The following is a 16,685-nucleotide window of genomic DNA, read 5'->3' as shown; positions in this document are numbered from 1 at the left end:
CGCGCCCCCGGGTGGTAGCGCAAGCAGAGCCGCCAATCTTGGACTACCATGATGGAAGTAACCTCTACCGGGTGACAACCATGAATGGATTGCCGCAAGACCAGCTGCAACGCCTGCAGGGCGTGCTGGAGCAACGCAAGCTGGCGTTGCTGGAACAGATCGGAAACGAAGCGGCCGAAGCGGATGCGCGCGCCTCGCTGCTCAATGAAGTCGAAGCCTCGCCGGCCGACAACGCCAGCGTGCGCACCTTGAACGCCCTCGTCAGCGAAGCGGCCGAGCACAACCTGGCCCAGCTGACCATCATCAAGCATGCGCTGGCCAGGTTTGCCGATGGCAGCTATGGCCTGTGCGACAACTGCGGCGAAGCCATCGGCCTGTCGCGCCTGAACGCACGTCCGGAAGCGCGGCTGTGCATCGATTGCCAGACGCGGCTGGAAAAAGCCCGGCGCTGATTCACGTGAGCGTAGTATGACGGCGGCGCAACAACAAGGGGCAAGGCATCGCTGCCCTGCCCCGTGTTTTCCAGCGTGACTGCCATTGCCTGCCGTCCTGCGCCAGCATCTGTGCGCCGGCTGGGTGGACGGGTCTCCTCTACTGCCAATGCCTCTGTGCAAGCGGCACGCTTGCTTAACTCATGTGCTGTCCGCCATTGATGGCGATGTTCGCGCCCGTGACGAACGCCGCCTCATCGGATGCCAGATAAGCGACCAGGGCCGCTACCTCGTCCGGCTCGCCCAGGCGACCCAAGGGGATTTGCGGCAGGATTTTCGTTTCCAGGATATCGGCCGGCACGGCCGTCACCATCTGCGTGCGCAGGTAGCCGGGCGAGACCGTGTTGACGGTGATGCCATGGCGCGCCACTTCCAGCGCCAGCGCCTTGCTGAAGCCATGCACGCCCGCCTTCGCGGCCGCATAGTTGCACTGGCCAAACGCGCCCTTCTGGCCGTTGACGGACGAGATATTGATGATGCGGCCCCAGCGGTTAGCCAGCATGGGTTCCAGCACCTGCTTGCTCATGTTGAACAGGCTGTCGAGATTGGTGCGCATGACCTCGGCCCAATGCGGCAATTCCATCTTGCGCATGCTCTGGTCGCGCGTGATGCCGGCGTTGTTGACCAGCACGTCGACCCTGCCGAACTGCGCCAGCACGCTGGACACGGCCTCGCTGCAGGCGGCGAAATCCGTCACGTCAAGGGACAGCGGATGAAAATAATACTGCTGCGCCTGCTGCTCTTCGAGCCAGTTTGCCACCCGCGCATTGCCCGGCGTATGCGCGGCCACGACGGCAAAGCCCGCCCCATGCAGGCGGCGGCACAAGGCCGTGCCCAGGCCGCCCATGCCACCCGTGACCAGCGCTACCTTTTGTTCTTTCATGACTGTCTCTCTCCGCTTGTTATGGTTGTTCTGCGTGGCATCAAGTGTAGGAGCAGTTTTTATTGGCAGCCTTGCGCCAAATCAAGTGCCCAGCCTGTCAAGAATGGCGCATGCGTGCGCGGCCGCCTCCCCGTCTGTGCCAGAATGACCGCTACCGCACAGCGAGAGGACAGGCCATGACATATAAAACCGTATTGCTCCACATCGACGACAGCGCGGGGCGCAGCGCCCGCATCGACGCGGCCGCCAGCATCGCCCAGGCTTGCGGCGGCCACCTGACGGGCGTGGCGCTGACGGGCGTGTCGCGGCTGCTGTACCAGAACCAGCCCGACCTCGATGCCGACCCGAACCTGAGCTTGCATCTGAATTTCCTGCGGGAACGGGCGACGCGCGCCCTCGACGGTTTTGAAGCGCAAGTGCGCGCGGCCGGCGTCGCCTCGTTCGAGCAGCGCGTGCTCGACGACGAGGCGGCGGGCGGCATCAGCCTGCTGGCCCGCTATGCGGACCTGGTCGTCATCAGCCAATACAATGCCAAGGATAAATCGCCGTCCGTGATGCGCGACTTCCCCGCCTATGTGCTGCTGCATTCGGGCCGCCCCGTGCTGATCGTGCCGTATGCGCCGCCGCTGCCCCTGCTGGCGCCGCCGGCAGCCGCGCGCAATGTGCTCATTTCCTGGAACGCCAGCAAGGAAGCAAGCCGCGCCGTGAGCGCCGCCCTGCCCCTGCTGCAGCGCGCCGGGCAAGTCCACGTGGCCATCTTCGACGCCCAGGTGCATGCCGCCGAGCACGGCGAACAACCGGGCGCCGAACTGACGCAGTACCTGGCGCGCCACGGCGTGGAAGCGCGGCTGCATTTGCTCGATGGCGGTGGCGTGCGGCGCGGCGACATCGGCGAAGCGCTGCTGTCGCAGGCGGCCGACCTGTCGGCCGATTTGCTGGTGATGGGAGCGTATGGCCATTCGCGCCTGCGCGAAACCATCCTCGGCGGCGTCACGCGCACGATTCTGCAAAGCATGACGATCCCCGTGCTGATGGCGCACTAGACCTTTGGAAAAACGGCAGGGTTAGCCGCCCTGCCAGGGCTGGCTGCGGATCTTCGCCACCTGGCGCTGCGCCAGCCACTGCCATAGCTGCAGCGCGTCGTCCTGCGGCAGGGCCGACATGTGGCGCGGCGTGGCCAGGGCGATTTCACAATCGCGGTCCGACCATTCCTCGAAAGTGACTTCGCCTCCGCTAGCGACCTCGACCTGATACATCAAGCCGTCGTCGTAGCCGAAACGCAACAGGACGGCGGCCGGGCTGCCATCGGGCGTGGCGCCGCCGCCGCGGTAGACCTCGGCCAGCGCATCGGCCAGCTGTGCCGGCGAGGGCGCGCAGATGTCGCGCCCATCGGCCCGTGTCAGAATGAACCATGCCTGTGTCATGACGCGCCCTCCTATCCATACTCGTTAGCATGCGAGGCAAGTACTACGGGCAGTCACCTTGGTCCAGTGTCACTATGGGCGCGCGGAAACTATCCCTGTCGGCATTATTTACCAATAATTACTAATACTAACAAGGATCATACCTAAATTTCATGCGGCTCGGAATTTATGAATTCACGCCACCAGCACGGGAATGCTGAGCGGGTCGAAATCATGCCAGTCGCCATTGGCGATCGTGCCTTCCGCTTCCTCGATATGCTCGGCGCCCAGCCGGTGCAACGCCTCGAGCGCCCGTTCGCGCTCGTCGGGGCCGCCCAGCGCGACGGCGATCAGCATGCCGGGATGGCGTGGCTGGCGGCGGTTTTCGGCGTTCCCCTCGCCATTTGCTTCCGGCTCGCCCGCGTCCTTCATCTTGTTGAAACTGTAGAGCGAGCCCACGTGCGCGCCCACGAGCGCCCCCACCACCGGGCCCAGCGGCCCCGTCGCCAGGGTCGTGGCCGCACCGATGCCCGCTCCGACGGCGGCCCCGACAGCCACGCCCTCCACCACACCCTCCGGCGTCTCTTTCGCTCCCGGCGACATGTCGCGGTCGCCACCGAGCGCGTGCAAGTCGTGCTGCCCCGGCTGGTTGACAAAGAAGGCGCTGATGCGGCTGTCGGGAAAGCCCGCCTGGTTCAGGGCCGCGCGCGCGGCGTCGATCTGTTCCTGCAACTGAAAATGACCTGCGATGATGCGTGACATGATACGGCCCTCCTCGTCGGCTGCTGGCGCACCGTGCGCCGCTTGCCTGGCTAGCGTGCGCTTGCCGCCGGCGAAATACCGTTCGCTTGCGCACACAGCCGCCAATCAGGCGGCCGCGCTGAACGGGCTGCGGATATCGGACAGGAATTGTTGTGCGCGCGCATGTTGCGGCCGCGTAAAAAATTCCTCGGGCGTGGCCCGTTCCAGCACGTGCCCGTGGTCCATGAACCAGACGCGGTCCGCCACTTCGCGCGCAAAGCCCATTTCATGCGTCACGCATACCATCGTCATGCCGCCCTGCGCCAGGTCGCGCATCACTTGCAGCACTTCGCCCACCATTTCCGGGTCCAGTGCGCTGGTCGGCTCGTCGAACAGCATCAGCGGCGGCTGCATGGCCAGCGCGCGGGCAATCGCCACGCGCTGCTGCTGGCCGCCCGACAAAGCCGCCGGCATCGCGCGCGCCTTGTGCGCCAGCCCCACCCGTTCCAGCAGGGCCAGCGCCCGCTCTTCCGCCTCGCGCCGGGTCAGGCCGCGCAAACGCTGCGGCGCCAGCGTGCAATTGTCCAGCACGGACAAATGGGGAAACAGGTTGAATTGCTGGAACACAAAACCGATGTGCGAGCGGAATGCGTTCACGTCCAGCCCCGGCGCGTGGATGTCCTGGCCGGCCACCGTGATGCGGCCCGAAGCGATCGCCTCCAAGCGGTTGATGGTGCGGATCAGGGTCGACTTGCCGGAACCGGACGGCCCGCACACGACCAGCACCTCGCCCTTGGCCACGTGTTCATTGATGCCGCTCAAGGCGTGATAGTCGCCATAGTATTTGTTGACGTTGTCAAAGCTGATCATGCTGCCGCTTTCAAAAGACGCGCCTGGCGCCGCTCAAGCCAGAAGGCGGCGCGCGACAGGCTGAAACATAAAACAAAGTACGTCATGCCCAGCAAAAAATACACTTGCATGGGCTTCGTCAGCACCAGGCCATTGACTTGTGTAGCGATGAACGACACTTCGGCCAAGCCGATGATGGTGCCCAGCGAGGTTTCCTTGATGGTCGAGACGAACTGGTTAACCAGGGACGGCAGCATGTGGCGCAGCGCCTGCGGCAGCACGACCTGGCGCATGCTGTCCAGGTAGTTCAAGCCCAGGGAACGGGCCGCCTCCACTTGGCCCGTGGGCACGGCTTGCACGCCGGCACGCACGATTTCCGCCAGATAAATGCCGTCGAAGATGACGAGGGCCGCCAGCATGGTGCCGAACTGCCCGCTTTCATGTCCCGTGATGCTGGGCAGGAAAAAGTAGGCCCAGAAGATGACGAGCAGCAAGGGGATGCCCCGCACCACGTGGATCAGCGCGGCGACGGGCCAGCGCAGCAGCCGCCAGGAACTGAGGCGCGCAAGGCCCAGCAGCAAGCCAACGGGCAGGCTCAGCACCAGCGCCAGGCTGGCCAGCACGACCGTCAGCGCCAGGCCGCCCAAAGGTCCCTCGGGATAGCGGCCGACGAGAAAATACAGCCAGTAATCATGAATCAGTTCCAGCATCAGCACACCTTCTTTTGCAGCCAGGCCGCCAGGCCCGCGATCACCAGCGACACGGCCAGATAGGCAGCACTGGCGAAGACAAACGCCTCCACGCTGCGGAACGAGGCCGCTTCCACGCGCTGCGTCTGGTACATCAGTTCGGCCACGCCGATGACGGTGGCGATGCTGGTGTTTTGCCACAGGTTCAGGGTTTGCGACAGCAGCGGCGGCGCGGCCAGCCGCAGCGCCTGCGGCACGATGCACAGGCGCATGGTGGCGAGAAAGCTGAAACCCAGCGCCCTGCCCGCCTCGAATTGCTGGGCAGGAATGGCGCGGATGCCGCTGCGGATGTCTTCCGCCATGTAGGCGGCCGTATATAAAGTCAGGGCCGTGACGGCGCTGACGGCTTCGATATTGCCGGCATACAAGCGTTCCTTCCACGTGTCGGGCAGCAATTCGGGCGCGCCGAAATACCAGAACAGGAAGTGCGCCAGCAAGGGCACGTTGCGGATCAGCTCAACATACGCGGCGCCCAGCCCATTGAGCAGACGCGACGGCGCCATGCGCAGCATGGCCACGCCGCACGCCAGCGGCAGAGACAAGAGCAAGGTGATGGCCAGCAGTTGCAGGGATAGCAGCAGGCCGGAAAGCAACCAGTCGCGGTAGTCGCCGGCCAGCAAAAAGTTCAGATCAAACATGCGGAAGCGTCAGGCAAGGTTCAGGCGTCGATCTTGTCCGACTCGATCTTGAAATTGCGTTTCTGGAACTTCACATTACTGGTCGGGCCATACCATTTGAAAAACAGTTTTTCCGCCTCGCCCGATTTCTCCAGCCCGCGCAGCACCTGGTCGACGGCTGTTTTCACGCCCGTCTCGCCCTTGCGGATGCCGAAGGCAAACACTTCCTGGCTGATGTTTTGCGGCAGCACAATATAGTCTTTTTGCGCAGCGCCCAGCTTGGCGTAATTGTTGAGCAGCGAGACTTCATCGTCGACATAGCCGACGCCCTTGCCTTGCTGCAAGCCCAGATAGGCTTGACCCGCCGTCTCGAACGTCACCACGTCCACGCCAGGCACGGCCTTGCGGATATTCGGTTCCTGCGTGCCGCCCTTGACGGTCAGCACTTTCTTGCCGGCCAGGCCAGCGACCGTCGTGATATTGCTGCTTTTTTTCACCAGCACGCGCTGGCCCGTGTAAAACGTGGACAGGGAAAAATCGATCAGCGCTTCGCGTTCCTTGTTATGCGTCAAGGACGCCGTCAGGATATCGATGCGGCCCTGCTGCAATTCGGGAATGCGGGCGGCCACGGCCAGCTGCTTGATCACCGGCTTGACGCCCAGGCCCTGGGCGATGGCGCGGCACAGGTCCACTTCATAGCCGACCAGCTGGCGCGACCTGGCGTCGATGAAGCTGTTCGGCTCGTCCGTGCCCAGGGTCCCACAGACCAGCTCGCCCTTTGCCTTGATGGCGGCCAGTTGGTCCGCTTGCGCCACCTGCGTGAAGGCGATGGAAGTGAAAAGAAGCGCGGCGAAGTGAAGGCGGGTCTGCATGGAATTCCTCTGGTGGACAATGAATGCCGCCATTAGACCGCAACGCTCTTATTTCCAAAAAGGAATCTTTTCACCCATGTTTATGCAGATTTCATCTAAGGCGCCAGCGCCTTCGTCTCGCCACCGAGGCGGATGATCGCTGCCTTGGCCCCCACGGCGCCCGGATAGCGGGGATCGAGCTGCAGCGCCTGGCGATAGGCCTCGACGGCCTGCGGGTGCAAGCCTTGCTCCACATAAAACTCGGCCAGGCTGTCCTGCAGGTTCGCGTCCTGCGGATGCAGGCTGACGGCCGCCTGCAGCACGGCCATGCCTTGCGCCACGGCGCCGCTGCCTTTCAAACGATACGCTTCCAGGTTCAGCGCCGCGGGGCTGGCCGCACCCAGCGGGTCGCGGGCCAGCGCCAGGCGCAGGGCGGCGAGGGCCGGTTCCGTCTTGCCTGCGCGCAGCAAGGTCAGGCCTTGCAGCGCATGCGCGCGGTCGCTGAGCGGATACAGTTCCACGGCCAGGCGGCTGGCCGCCAGCGCCGCGTCTGTCTCGCCGCGCGCGGCCGATGCTTGCGCCAGATCAAGCAACTCGGGCACGAAATCGGGATAGGCGCGCTGGCCGCGGAAGGCCGCGCGCAGCTGGCTATCGCGTGCGGCGATGGGGACGGACGCTGCCGGCCAGGCGATGGCGGCCGTGCGGTCCCAGCTGGCGGCCAGGGTCACGATGGCTTGCTCGAAGGAGGGGTCGAAGCGGGGCAAGTCGCCGGCCTTTATGCCTTGCGACAACTGGATATAGTCGCGCGCAAATGCCAGCGCGCCGCCGCGCGCATATTGATTCAGGTCGACGCCCGCGTCGCGCAACTGTCTGGCCATGCTGGCGCCGGCCGTGAGAAACACGCGCCCCCCTGCGGGATGGCGGGCCGCTTCGATGTAGGCGCGCGCCGCCCTGGCGTCGGGCGCCAGCGCTTGCTGGTTGATTTGCGTAAATGCCTCGCGCGTGGCGGCCGCATCGGCGTACGCTTCATTCGTGCGCTCGGCATACGCCCGGCCTTCCTCGAACAGGCCTTGCGCCACCTGGTACGCGCGCTGCGCGCCCGCATCGACGATATACGTGTTCAGCTGCCACGGTTCGCCCGTGACCACTTCGAACAGGCGCTGCACGAAGGCTTCCGGATTGACGCGCTCGAGATTGGACGCAACGGCAAGGGTCAGCTTGCGCGAGGGAAAGCTGTACAGATAGGTGACGGTTTCCGGCTGCTGGCCGCTGTGGGCAATGGCGTAGCGCCCGCCCGTGGGGAAGATTTCCCAGCCCATGCCATAGTTCGTCAAGCGGCCGGCGCGCGTGGCCATCGGCTGCACCATGGCGGCCACGCTGGCCGCCGACAGTATCTTGCCGGCATGGACACCCCTGCCGAACGCCAGCATGTCGGGCACGCTGGCGCGCGTGCCGCCGGCCGAAAAGCGGCTGCTGATGTCGACGAATTCCGAATTCTTCCACTCCTTGCCGGCCAGCCGGTAGCCGCGCACGCGGTGGGCAATCACGGCGTCCGGGTCATCCAGCACGGTGGCGTCCATGCCCAGCGGCCCCCACACGTGGCGCCGCATGTAGCCGCCATAGCTTTCGCCCGAGGCGCCCTCGATGACGGCGCCCAGCAAGTTGTAGCCATAGCTGGTGTAGCGGAAGCGCGTGCCCGGTTCGGCAATCAGGTCGAACTGCTCGAAGACGGCGATGGACTGGCGCGTATCCTTGTGCTCCTTGAAATGCTGTTCCACCTGGCTGTTGCGGTAGGCGTCGATGCCGCCCAGGTGGCCCAGCAGCTGGCGCACCGTCACGGGGAACGGCTTGACGGGGAAGTACGGCACATAGGTTTGCACGGGCGCATCCAGGTCGACCTTGCCCTGTTCCACCAGTTGCAAAATGGCCACCGCCGTCATGGGCTTGGTGACGGACGCCAGCCGGTAGCTGGAGCGGGCCGTGGCCGGCACGCGGTTTTCCAGGTCCGCATAGCCATAGCCTTTTACCCATTGCACGTCGCCCTGGCTGAAACCGACAGTGACGCCCGGGATGCGGGCCTTGTCCATGCGCTGGGCCACCCAGCCGTCGAAGTCGGCCAGGCGCGCGGCCAGCGCCGGGGTGGGAACAGTAGCGGGAGCGCCCTGCGCCACGCCGCAGAACAGCGCCAGCGCGCCGGCGAAACCGTAATATTTGCTGCTTGGCATAGTCATGATTCCATGGTGAGGGCCGTGTGCACAGCACGGCGCTGATGCATGGTAAGTGTGTTTTGCACATCGTTGGCGGGCCGTGCACGAAATGCACGCAGCACGCACGAACGGCACCAAAGTGGATGAAAATGTTGCAAATGGTTGGCAAATGAGCAGCTACAATGCCCGCCATGCCCTCCTTCTTCCGCTGCCTTCTGCTGTGCTGCCTGGCCTTGCCCTGTTTCGCCTGCGCCATGACTCCGCTCTGGCTGGACGAAGGCTGGCGCGCCTGCGGCAACCCGCCGTCCGCGCCCGCCGCCACGCTGCAGCAACTGGTGCAGCCGGGCCTGCTGCTGTGCGTGGAGCGCGACGTCACCCTGGCCGCCACGCCCTCGTCGACACAGCTGCTGGTGCTGTCGGCGCTGGCTTCCAGCGAGCTGTGGCTGGATAACGTATTAATCGGCAGCAATGGCCAGCCAGCCCGCCAGGCCAGCGGGGAGCGCGCGGGCGACATCGATTTCGTCATCCACCTGAGGCCCCAGCAATTGACCATGGGCATGCACCACCTGCGCCTGCTGCTGTCGACGCAGCAGGTGCCGGTGCACCTGGCGTCGCCCTTTTATGCGCTGTACCTGGTCGACCGGCAAGACTACCGCTCGGGGCTGGCCTGGTACCGGCTGCCGCCGCTGCTGCTGGCCGGAGCGCTGGGCGCCGTCGCCCTGCTGTTTCTCGCCTTGACGGCGCTGTACCAGCGGCAGCGGCACTGGGCCATGTTTGCCGCGCTGTGCCTGGTGGCGGCGCTGCTGCTGGTGGCGGAACTCTGGCGCAGCTTTGCCGGCTATGCCTACCCCATGCATTTGCCGCGCCTGTACGCCGTCAGCGCCCTGACCTGGCTGTTTTCCGCCTTGCTGCCCCTGTATTTTTATACGGCCTACCGCCTGCCGCGCTGGCCGCTGGCGGCGGTGGTACTGCTGGCATGCATCGCGCTGGCCGGCGCGCTGCCCGCGCATTTCGACGCGCGCTGCTGGCTGATGTTTTTGACGGGCCTGGCAGCGAGCCTGGCGCTCAGCCTGGGCGCCGTGTGGCGCCGTCTGCCGGGCAGCCGTGGCGGCACCTTGATCGCGCTCGCCTCGTGCGCCCTGTTCCTGCTGACGGGCAGCCAGTTTGCCGAAGGCGGCTTCGCCCTCGTCGTGTGCTTCCTGCTGCTGCCTTTATGCGCGCAATTGCTGGCGCAGTTGCTGCGCGAACGCAGCAAGGCAGCGCGCGCCCAGCAGCTGGAAAACCAGCTCTTGCGCAAAAGCATGCAGCCGCACTTCCTGATGAATTCTCTCAGCCTGATCAGCGAACTCAACGCGCAATCGCCGCAGGCGGCCGAAACCTTCATCGAGGCGCTGGGCGCCGAGTTGCGCATGCTCAATGAATTCGCCCAGCAGCCCAGCATCGCCCTGACGCAGGAACTGGCCCTGTGCCAGAATTACCTGAGCATCATGGGCACGCGGCTGCAGCAGCCGTGCAGCCTGCAGCTCGACGGCGAGGCGGCGGGCATCACCGTGCCGCCCGCCCTGTTGCTGACGGCGCTGGAAAACGCATTCAGCCACAACCGCTACCGCCACGGCGCGGCCTTTATCCTGCGCATCGCACGACAGGCGCAAACGCAGGTGCTTACCCTGCTCCTGCCCGAAGGCGAAACGCGCCCGCACGCGGGCGGCGGCGTGGGCGAACAGTACATCCGCGCCAGCCTGCACGCCGTGTTTGGCGACATGGCCCACTATGCCAGCGAACGGCAGCAGGCAGACTGGCGCCTCACCTTTACCTTGCCGGCGGCGCCATGAATGTATTGATACTGGAAGATGAACCGCTGATCGCGCAAGGCCTCGAACGCGAGGTGCGCGCGCATTTCGGCAAGCGCCTCGGCAATCTCGCGCTGCATGACAATGTGCCGCAAGCGCTGGCTGCGCTGGCCCAGGAACAAGTCGACTTGCTGCTGCTGGACTTGAATCTGCACGGCGCCGACGGCTATGAGCTGCTGCGCCTGGCCCAAACAGCCCCGTTCCAGACCATCATCGTCTCGGCCCACGCGGAACGCTCGATCACGGCCTTCGAGTTTGGCGTGCTCGACTTCGTTGCCAAGCCGTTCAGCCGCGAACGCCTGCACAAGGCGTTGCAACGCTACACGGAGCGGCACACGGACGCGGCTTCGCTGGCCGTCAAGAAACGGGGCGCACTGGAATGGATCGCCATGGCCGAGATCGACCATGTGCAAGCCGATGGCCACTACAGCAATATCGTGCTGCGCAGCGGCGAACAGTGCTTTCACGACCTGGCCATCGACAAGCTCATGGCCTTGCTGCCACCGCACTTCCTGCGCGTGCACCGCTCCTACATCGTCAACAGCCTCGGTTTCAAGCGGCTGCAGATCGCGGCGGGCGGCAAGTATGCGCTCGATACGCAGACGAGCACGGGCATTCCCGTCTCGCGCGGCAGCTATCCCGCGCTGAAACAGCGGCTGCTGGGCTAAAGTCCCCGCTTACCAGCGCTGGGCAAAGTTGGGGAATGGCGAAGCCATGTGCTCGGGTTCCACGGGCGGCGCCATCCAGTCGCGCGGGTCGACCTTGTAGTACTGCAAGAATTGCGCGTACAGCTCCTCGTGGTGCTCGGCCATCTGGTACGGCTTTTCAAAGAAGGTTTCCGTGGCCACGGCAAAGAATTCGGCGGGATTCGTGGCGCCATAATGGTCCATCACGCTGTGCTGCTGATAGATGGCGTCATGGCGCAGGTTGTCGAAGTCGCGCGACAGCACCGTGGCCCAGCTGCGGTAGCTCGATACGCTGGGCAGATAAGGTGCGCCATTCGCGGCGCCCGATTCGCTGTCGAGCTGGTGGGCAAATTCATGCAGCACGACATTGTGGCCATCGCTCCAGTCGGCCGCACCGCGCTGCACGTGATCCCAGGCCAGCACCACTCGGCCATCGCCCCAGGATTCGCCCAATAAACCATTCGCCGATGGCGTCACCACGCCGCCCGGTCCCACTTCATCGCGCGTGACGATGAATTCCGTCGGATACACGAGGATGGTGTCGAGTTCCGGATACACCTGCGTCTGGCGGTTCAGCAGCAGCAAGCAAGCCTGTCCCGCGATGGTATAGCGCATCTCGTCCGTGATCTCCAGGCCGCCGCAACCGACGAATTTCTTCTGATACAGGAATTGCACGACGAGGCGGCGCAACTGCTCCTGCAGCGGGGCCGGCATGCGCGGATACACGGGGATATTCTTTTCCAGCACGGCCAGGCCTTCGGCCGGCAAGGGCCTGGACAGCGCCCGCTTCAGGCGCCAGCGGGGAAACCACAGCGACAAGACGATGGCGGCCGTGACGAGGGCGATCCACAGCAGCGGGTTCATGCGGCGGCCCGCTGCAGGACAATCAGGCCAATGGGGCAAAGGGACACGGCGTAGGCAGACAAGGACTAGCTCCTTCAAGTGAACCCGCGTCGCGGGCAACAGTCCAGCCCACATGGGGATGCTTGCAGTCTTTTCAATCAGACTACGTGAAACGGCCTGCGCCAACGCCAAAAGCCGGGGCGTAACCCGGCTTTCATTACAAGCTCACAACGCCTGACTAAACCGTCAGGTGTTACTCGGCCGACTTTTGCTGTGGCGCACCGAACAAGGCGGCGACGAGCGGATCGCGCGTCACGGGACCGCGGTTGACGCGGATGGCGTAATGCGTGTCATCGGCCAGGATGTGGAAGTGACGGCCGCTGCCTGCCATGCTTTGCTCGCGCAAGCCTGGACGGTCCTTGCGCGGTGGCGCACCTTCGCGTTTTGGCTGGACGATGGCGGCCAGGAAGGCGCGCACGCGCTCAGGATCTGGCGTCAGCTGGTACACTGCCTTGCCCAGGTAGGTGGCGGTGCCTTCGATGTAGCGGGCCAGTTCGATCACGCCCGCTTCGCGCAGGTCGCGGATGTATTTGCGGGCGCCCGATGGCGAAAACTTGAGGAACCAGGCGATTTCGTCAGCCAGCATCTCGTGCAGCGACAATTCGCCGATCAGCTTTTGCATGTTTTCGATGCGGCGCAGAGTGGCCGACGTCGAACGCACGCGCTCGATCGGTGCCATGGAAATGGGGTTCATGCGTTCCGGGGGGATGGGTGCTGCGCGTTCTACCATTTGCGAGCCTTTTTCGGGGCTACGAAGTTCCTGGTGCGCTGCCTTTAATTCGCTCTTCACGTGAGACTGAGTCATTGCATGCATTTGAATACTCCTTTTAAACAGATTGCCGGTAGCCCGAATTGTTAAGTTCTTGGCAATTTTTATACCAGAACACCACGAATCCTGAGCGTCTGGGCACAGAATGCCCGTATCGGCGGCTACGGTCTGTGCGTTAACGAACATTAGAAGCAAGAAAGTGAAAAATATTGCCCTACCGAATCATTTCTCGCATGGCATCTAAAAATGACATCTAAAAATCCCTGCATGAATACCGTGTGCTCCCATTCGTGGCGCAAAGTGAAATAGCGAACAGAAGCGCAAGCGCCATTGCAATAAATTCAAGCTTCGCGCGCGGCGCCTGCCGCCCGCATCGCGATCCTTCGACTCTTGCAAAGGAAACATCATGAAAATACCTGCCCTGTTGGCCGCCGCCTTGCTCGTCAGCCTGTCCGCCTGTAAAAAACCGGCCGAGGCGCCCCTGCCCGAAACGGCGCCCAATCCCAGTTCCGCGCCACAAGTAATGCCGGCCCCCGTCACGCCAGCCACGCCAGACACAGGCCCTGGCAGCACGACGCCGCCTGCGCCGCTGACCGATCCCGCCACGGCGCCCGCCCTGCCACCGGCCACGGCGCCGAAGTAAGCCCGGCAGACGGAGCTATCCATCAGGCGCCCGCGCGGCGCCGCCCCTACTCCACGGGGGAGTTACGCGTTGCCAGCCTGTTTGCAACGCGTTTTTTTACGATTGGAGTCGGCCGCGCCCTGAAGGTTCACCGGCATGCGGCCCCGCCAGCCCACCTCGAAGCGGCCACCGGAAATGCGGCTATCCGCACAGCCTTTCCCCTCGCCGTGCGGAAAAGCGGAATCCTGCCATTTCCCATTTTCAATGGATTCAAATTAAACCTTTATAAACAATCACTTGCAATAAACGCCAAAATGCGCTCCACTGGCACGGAAGATGCTTTTATATTTTCATAACCGCCATCAGAGCGGCAGCCTGACCCACTATATAAAACCATCTACCTTTTGGAGACAACAGCATGGCACGCACCTTCCGCATCTCGTCCTTCCTGAACACCAAGGCACTGACCGTGGCCGTCGCACTGGCCGCGCAATTCCCGCTGGCCGTCCACGCGGCCGATCTGGTTCGCTTGGGCAACCTGAAATTCGCCCATTACGGCGCCGTCGCCTACATGAAGGAAATCGCGCCGAAATACGATTTGAAAATTGAAGAGCGCATCTTCGCCAAGGGCCTCGACATCGTGCCAGCCATGATCGCCGGCGAAATCGACGTGTCCGCCAGTGCGCTGGAAGCGGCCATCACGGGCCGCGCCACGGGCTTGCCCGTGTACCTGGTGGGCGGCTTCGCCAAGGGCGGCGTGCAGATCGTCGGCCGTCCCGACCTGAACATCAAGGGCATCGCCGACCTGAAAGGCAAGAAAGTCGGCGTCACGCGTGGCGGCCCGCAGGAAATCCTGCTGTTTGCCGAACTGACCAAGGCCAAGCTGACCTGGTCCGACAAGCCGGGCAAGGACGTGCAGATCCTGTACATGGGCTACCCTGACTTGAACCAGGCCTTGCTGACCAAGGACATCGACGTCATGAGCCAGTCCGAGCCATATTCCACCCAGGCGATCCACAAGAAATACGGCGCGGCCATCCTCAAGCCTTACGACACGCCGCTGGGCGAGCCTGTGCGCGCGCTCGTGATGACGGAAAAAATGTACAAGGAAAAGCCGGCCGTGGCCCAGCGCTTCATGGATTGCTTCGTCGCTGCCACGCGCGCCTTCCTGGCCGACCCGAAACTGGCGGAAAAATACGTGCGCGAATCGATGTTCAAGAACCAGATCACCTCCGACGATTACCGCGACGCCATCGACAACGCCATCTTCACGGAAGACATCACGCAAAGCCACGTGCAGCTGACCACCGACTACATGGTGAAATTCGGCGTGGGCCGCATGGCCAAAGCGCCTGCCGCCAAGGATTGGGTCAAGCTGGATCTGCTGGAAAAAGCCAAGAAGTCCTACGCACCACGCTAACCACGACCTCGCTAATCTGAAAGTCTCACGATGAATATTCAAATGATGAAACGCTTCGCGCACGGCGCCGCCGTGCCCGTCGCCGTGCTGCTGCTGTGGCAAGCCATGTCGACGTTTGGCTGGATCAACCCGCAAATCCTGCCCTCGCCCGTCGCCGTGGTCGTGAAATGGTATGAATACCTGATCCCCATGGAAGCGTACACGCCCGAAGCGGGCAATTACCTGGTGTGGATGTTCTCCGGCGAACTGCCGCATGACGCCTGGGCCAGCCTGTCGCGCGTGCTGGGCGGCTTCGCCATCGGCGCCGGCCTGGCCTTGCCGCTGGGCTTGCTGATGGGCACCAACAAGACCATCTATAAACTGTTCGACCCGCTGGTGCAGGTGCTGCGCCCGATTCCGCCGATCGCCTACATCCCGCTGGCAATTTTGTGGTTCGGCCTGGGCAACCCGCCCGCCTTCTTCCTGATCAGCATCGGTTCCTTCTTCCCCGTGCTGATGAATACCATCGCCGGCGTGCGCCAGGTCGACGGTATCTACATTCGCGCCGCGCGCAACCTGGGCGCCAGCCAGATGACCATGTTCCGCCGCGTCATCCTGCCGGCGGCCACGCCGTATATCCTGGCCGGCGCACGCATCGGCATGGGCACGGCCTTCATCGTCGTGATCGTGGCCGAAATGATCGCCGTGAATAGCGGCCTCGGCTTCCGCATCCTCGAAGCGCGCGAGTACTTCTGGTCCGACAAGATTATCGCCGGCATGTTTACCATCGGCCTGTTCGGCCTGGCCATCGATATCGCCATGAATGCCCTGAATAATCATTTGCTGCAGTGGCACCGCGGCCTGGAACACTGAGAGGAACGGCCATGACCACGATCAATATCAATGCAGTCAACAAAATCTTCACCACGGGCGGCGCGGACGTTATCGCCCTGAAGGACATCAACCTGGAAATCGCCAGCGGCGAGTTCATCTGCCTGCTGGGACCGTCCGGCTGCGGCAAGTCGACCCTGTTGAACGCCATCGCCGGCTTTTCGCAGCCGACGTCGGGCCAGATCCTGGCCGGCGGCAAGCTGATCACCGAGCCAGGCCCCGACCGCGGCATGGTATTCCAGGAATACGCGCTGTTCCCCTGGATGACCATCGAGAGCAATATCGCGTTCGGCCTGGAAATCGCCGGCAAGACGCCAGCCGAGATCAAGGAGCGGGTCGACATGCTGCTGAGCATGCTGGGCTTGACGGAATTCCGTGCCCGCTACCCGAAAGACTTGTCGGGCGGCATGCGCCAGCGCGTGGCGATTGCCCGCGTGCTGGCCCTCGATTCGCCGATCATGCTGATGGATGAGCCGTTCGGTGCGCTGGACGCCTTGACGCGGCGCAACCTGCAAGATGAATTGCTGAAAATCTGGAAAGTCTTCGGCACCACCATCGTGTTCGTCACGCACTCGATCGAGGAATCGATCTACCTGGCCGACCGCACCATCGTCATGACCTACCGTCCCGGCACCATCAAGCGCGACGTGGCCATCGACCTGCCCCGCCCGCGCGACCCGAGCGACCCCGAGTTCAACCGCCTGAAACGCATGCTGGGCGAGATGGTGATGGAAGAGCAGCAAAGGCATCATAACGCCGAGACGATGGCGAGTA

The 16,685-nt window shown here is 63.6% G+C and carries 18 protein-coding genes; 8 read left to right on the top strand and 10 right to left on the bottom strand.

All coding sequences use genetic code 11. The features are described from left to right. Positions 1 to 80: 80 nt before the first annotated feature. Entirely contained in the window at positions 81 to 452 is a 372-nt protein-coding gene (locus HWE17_RS27010) for a TraR/DksA family transcriptional regulator (RefSeq protein WP_176390903.1), read from the top strand. 175 nt (positions 453 to 627) lie between these two features. Here the strand turns inward: HWE17_RS27010 and phbB are convergent, their stop codons facing one another. Continuing rightward, on the bottom strand, positions 628 to 1,374 hold the full coding sequence (phbB, locus tag HWE17_RS27005) for an acetoacetyl-CoA reductase (protein WP_099402606.1): 747 nt from the start codon (positions 1,372 to 1,374) through the stop codon (positions 628 to 630). Between the two features lie 176 nt (positions 1,375 to 1,550). Between phbB and HWE17_RS27000 the strand changes: the two genes are divergently transcribed. Beyond that, positions 1,551 to 2,417: a universal stress protein gene (locus HWE17_RS27000; RefSeq protein ID WP_099402605.1), complete on the top strand. Its 867-nt coding sequence runs from the start codon at positions 1,551 to 1,553 to the stop codon at positions 2,415 to 2,417. Positions 2,418 to 2,438: 21 nt separating this feature from the next. Here the strand turns inward: HWE17_RS27000 and HWE17_RS26995 are convergent, their stop codons facing one another. From HWE17_RS26995 to HWE17_RS26965, 7 genes are all read right to left on the bottom strand, one after another. Further along, positions 2,439 to 2,798, bottom strand: a complete 360-nt coding sequence (locus HWE17_RS26995; RefSeq protein ID WP_035826334.1) for a hypothetical protein — start codon at positions 2,796 to 2,798, stop codon at positions 2,439 to 2,441. 174 nt (positions 2,799 to 2,972) lie between these two features. Next, positions 2,973 to 3,539: a glycine zipper domain-containing protein gene (locus HWE17_RS26990; protein WP_035826331.1), complete on the bottom strand. Its 567-nt coding sequence runs from the start codon at positions 3,537 to 3,539 to the stop codon at positions 2,973 to 2,975. A gap of 105 nt (positions 3,540 to 3,644) precedes the next feature. Next, positions 3,645 to 4,388: an amino acid ABC transporter ATP-binding protein gene (locus HWE17_RS26985; RefSeq protein WP_176390902.1), complete on the bottom strand. Its 744-nt coding sequence runs from the start codon at positions 4,386 to 4,388 to the stop codon at positions 3,645 to 3,647. After that, the gene (locus HWE17_RS26980) at positions 4,385 to 5,077 is read right to left on the bottom strand and encodes an amino acid ABC transporter permease (protein WP_217916906.1); all 693 of its coding nucleotides are present in this window, start codon (positions 5,075 to 5,077) and stop codon (positions 4,385 to 4,387) included. Before HWE17_RS26980 ends, HWE17_RS26985 begins: the two co-directional genes overlap by 4 nt. After that, positions 5,077 to 5,754, bottom strand: a complete 678-nt coding sequence (locus tag HWE17_RS26975) for an amino acid ABC transporter permease (RefSeq protein ID WP_176390900.1) — start codon at positions 5,752 to 5,754, stop codon at positions 5,077 to 5,079. Before HWE17_RS26975 ends, HWE17_RS26980 begins: the two co-directional genes overlap by 1 nt. A 20-nt stretch (positions 5,755 to 5,774) precedes the next feature. Beyond that, entirely contained in the window at positions 5,775 to 6,605 is an 831-nt protein-coding gene (locus HWE17_RS26970) for a transporter substrate-binding domain-containing protein (RefSeq protein ID WP_176390899.1), read from the bottom strand. Positions 6,606 to 6,700: 95 nt separating this feature from the next. Continuing rightward, the gene (locus tag HWE17_RS26965) at positions 6,701 to 8,809 is read right to left on the bottom strand and encodes a serine hydrolase domain-containing protein (protein WP_176390898.1); all 2,109 of its coding nucleotides are present in this window, start codon (positions 8,807 to 8,809) and stop codon (positions 6,701 to 6,703) included. A 236-nt stretch (positions 8,810 to 9,045) separates the two neighbouring features. On the opposite strand from HWE17_RS26965, the gene HWE17_RS26960 reads away from it, so the two are divergent. Both HWE17_RS26960 and HWE17_RS26955 read left to right on the top strand, forming a co-directional pair. Further along, entirely contained in the window at positions 9,046 to 10,623 is a 1,578-nt protein-coding gene (locus HWE17_RS26960; RefSeq protein WP_176390897.1) for a histidine kinase, read from the top strand. Continuing rightward, positions 10,620 to 11,309: a LytTR family DNA-binding domain-containing protein gene (locus HWE17_RS26955; protein WP_176390896.1), complete on the top strand. Its 690-nt coding sequence runs from the start codon at positions 10,620 to 10,622 to the stop codon at positions 11,307 to 11,309. Before HWE17_RS26960 ends, HWE17_RS26955 begins: the two co-directional genes overlap by 4 nt. A 9-nt stretch (positions 11,310 to 11,318) precedes the next feature. On the opposite strand, the gene HWE17_RS26950 is transcribed toward HWE17_RS26955, so the two are convergent. Further along, positions 11,319 to 12,191 carry a zinc-dependent peptidase gene (locus tag HWE17_RS26950; protein ID WP_176390895.1) on the bottom strand — a complete coding sequence of 291 codons (873 nt, stop codon included), beginning with the start codon at positions 12,189 to 12,191 and terminating at the stop codon, positions 11,319 to 11,321. Between the two features lie 232 nt (positions 12,192 to 12,423). After that, positions 12,424 to 12,924: a winged helix-turn-helix domain-containing protein gene (locus HWE17_RS26945; RefSeq protein WP_223278908.1), complete on the bottom strand. Its 501-nt coding sequence runs from the start codon at positions 12,922 to 12,924 to the stop codon at positions 12,424 to 12,426. Positions 12,925 to 13,405: 481 nt separating this feature from the next. On the opposite strand from HWE17_RS26945, the gene HWE17_RS26940 reads away from it, so the two are divergent. From HWE17_RS26940 to HWE17_RS26925, 4 genes are all read left to right on the top strand, one after another. Beyond that, positions 13,406 to 13,642, top strand: coding sequence for a hypothetical protein (locus tag HWE17_RS26940; protein WP_035826310.1), 237 nt, complete (start codon positions 13,406 to 13,408; stop codon positions 13,640 to 13,642). Between the two features lie 397 nt (positions 13,643 to 14,039). Beyond that, positions 14,040 to 15,041: an ABC transporter substrate-binding protein gene (locus HWE17_RS26935; RefSeq protein WP_176390894.1), complete on the top strand. Its 1,002-nt coding sequence runs from the start codon at positions 14,040 to 14,042 to the stop codon at positions 15,039 to 15,041. A gap of 30 nt (positions 15,042 to 15,071) precedes the next feature. Beyond that, entirely contained in the window at positions 15,072 to 15,893 is an 822-nt protein-coding gene (locus HWE17_RS26930; protein ID WP_034758877.1) for an ABC transporter permease, read from the top strand. Positions 15,894 to 15,904: 11 nt separating this feature from the next. Next, on the top strand, positions 15,905 to 16,685 hold a 781-nt coding region (locus tag HWE17_RS26925; protein WP_176390893.1), incomplete at its 3' end, for an ABC transporter ATP-binding protein.

Source organism: Janthinobacterium sp. BJB401 (assembly GCF_013372745.1).
Classification (GTDB): domain Bacteria; phylum Pseudomonadota; class Gammaproteobacteria; order Burkholderiales; family Burkholderiaceae_D; genus Janthinobacterium; species Janthinobacterium rivuli.
Note: the sequence above shows the minus strand (reverse complement) of the source record. Positions and strands in the feature narration are given on the sequence as shown.

Excerpts from the sequence above, each read along its gene's own strand:
- HWE17_RS27010 (WP_176390903.1), top strand. The coding sequence starts at position 81 with ATGAATGGATTGCCGCAAGACCAGCTGCAACGCCTGCAGGGCGTGCTG.
- phbB (WP_099402606.1), bottom strand. The coding sequence starts at position 1,374 with ATGAAAGAACAAAAGGTAGCGCTGGTCACGGGTGGCATGGGCGGCCTG.
- HWE17_RS27000 (WP_099402605.1), top strand. The coding sequence starts at position 1,551 with ATGACATATAAAACCGTATTGCTCCACATCGACGACAGCGCGGGGCGC.
- HWE17_RS26995 (WP_035826334.1), bottom strand. The coding sequence starts at position 2,798 with ATGACACAGGCATGGTTCATTCTGACACGGGCCGATGGGCGCGACATC.
- HWE17_RS26990 (WP_035826331.1), bottom strand. The coding sequence starts at position 3,539 with ATGTCACGCATCATCGCAGGTCATTTTCAGTTGCAGGAACAGATCGAC.
- HWE17_RS26985 (WP_176390902.1), bottom strand. The coding sequence starts at position 4,388 with ATGATCAGCTTTGACAACGTCAACAAATACTATGGCGACTATCACGCC.
- HWE17_RS26980 (WP_217916906.1), bottom strand. The coding sequence starts at position 5,077 with ATGCTGGAACTGATTCATGATTACTGGCTGTATTTTCTCGTCGGCCGC.
- HWE17_RS26975 (WP_176390900.1), bottom strand. The coding sequence starts at position 5,754 with ATGTTTGATCTGAACTTTTTGCTGGCCGGCGACTACCGCGACTGGTTG.
- HWE17_RS26970 (WP_176390899.1), bottom strand. The coding sequence starts at position 6,605 with ATGCAGACCCGCCTTCACTTCGCCGCGCTTCTTTTCACTTCCATCGCC.
- HWE17_RS26965 (WP_176390898.1), bottom strand. The coding sequence starts at position 8,809 with ATGCCAAGCAGCAAATATTACGGTTTCGCCGGCGCGCTGGCGCTGTTC.
- HWE17_RS26960 (WP_176390897.1), top strand. The coding sequence starts at position 9,046 with ATGACTCCGCTCTGGCTGGACGAAGGCTGGCGCGCCTGCGGCAACCCG.
- HWE17_RS26955 (WP_176390896.1), top strand. The coding sequence starts at position 10,620 with ATGAATGTATTGATACTGGAAGATGAACCGCTGATCGCGCAAGGCCTC.
- HWE17_RS26950 (WP_176390895.1), bottom strand. The coding sequence starts at position 12,191 with ATGAACCCGCTGCTGTGGATCGCCCTCGTCACGGCCGCCATCGTCTTG.
- HWE17_RS26945 (WP_223278908.1), bottom strand. The coding sequence starts at position 12,924 with ATGAACCCCATTTCCATGGCACCGATCGAGCGCGTGCGTTCGACGTCG.
- HWE17_RS26940 (WP_035826310.1), top strand. The coding sequence starts at position 13,406 with ATGAAAATACCTGCCCTGTTGGCCGCCGCCTTGCTCGTCAGCCTGTCC.
- HWE17_RS26935 (WP_176390894.1), top strand. The coding sequence starts at position 14,040 with ATGGCACGCACCTTCCGCATCTCGTCCTTCCTGAACACCAAGGCACTG.
- HWE17_RS26930 (WP_034758877.1), top strand. The coding sequence starts at position 15,072 with ATGAATATTCAAATGATGAAACGCTTCGCGCACGGCGCCGCCGTGCCC.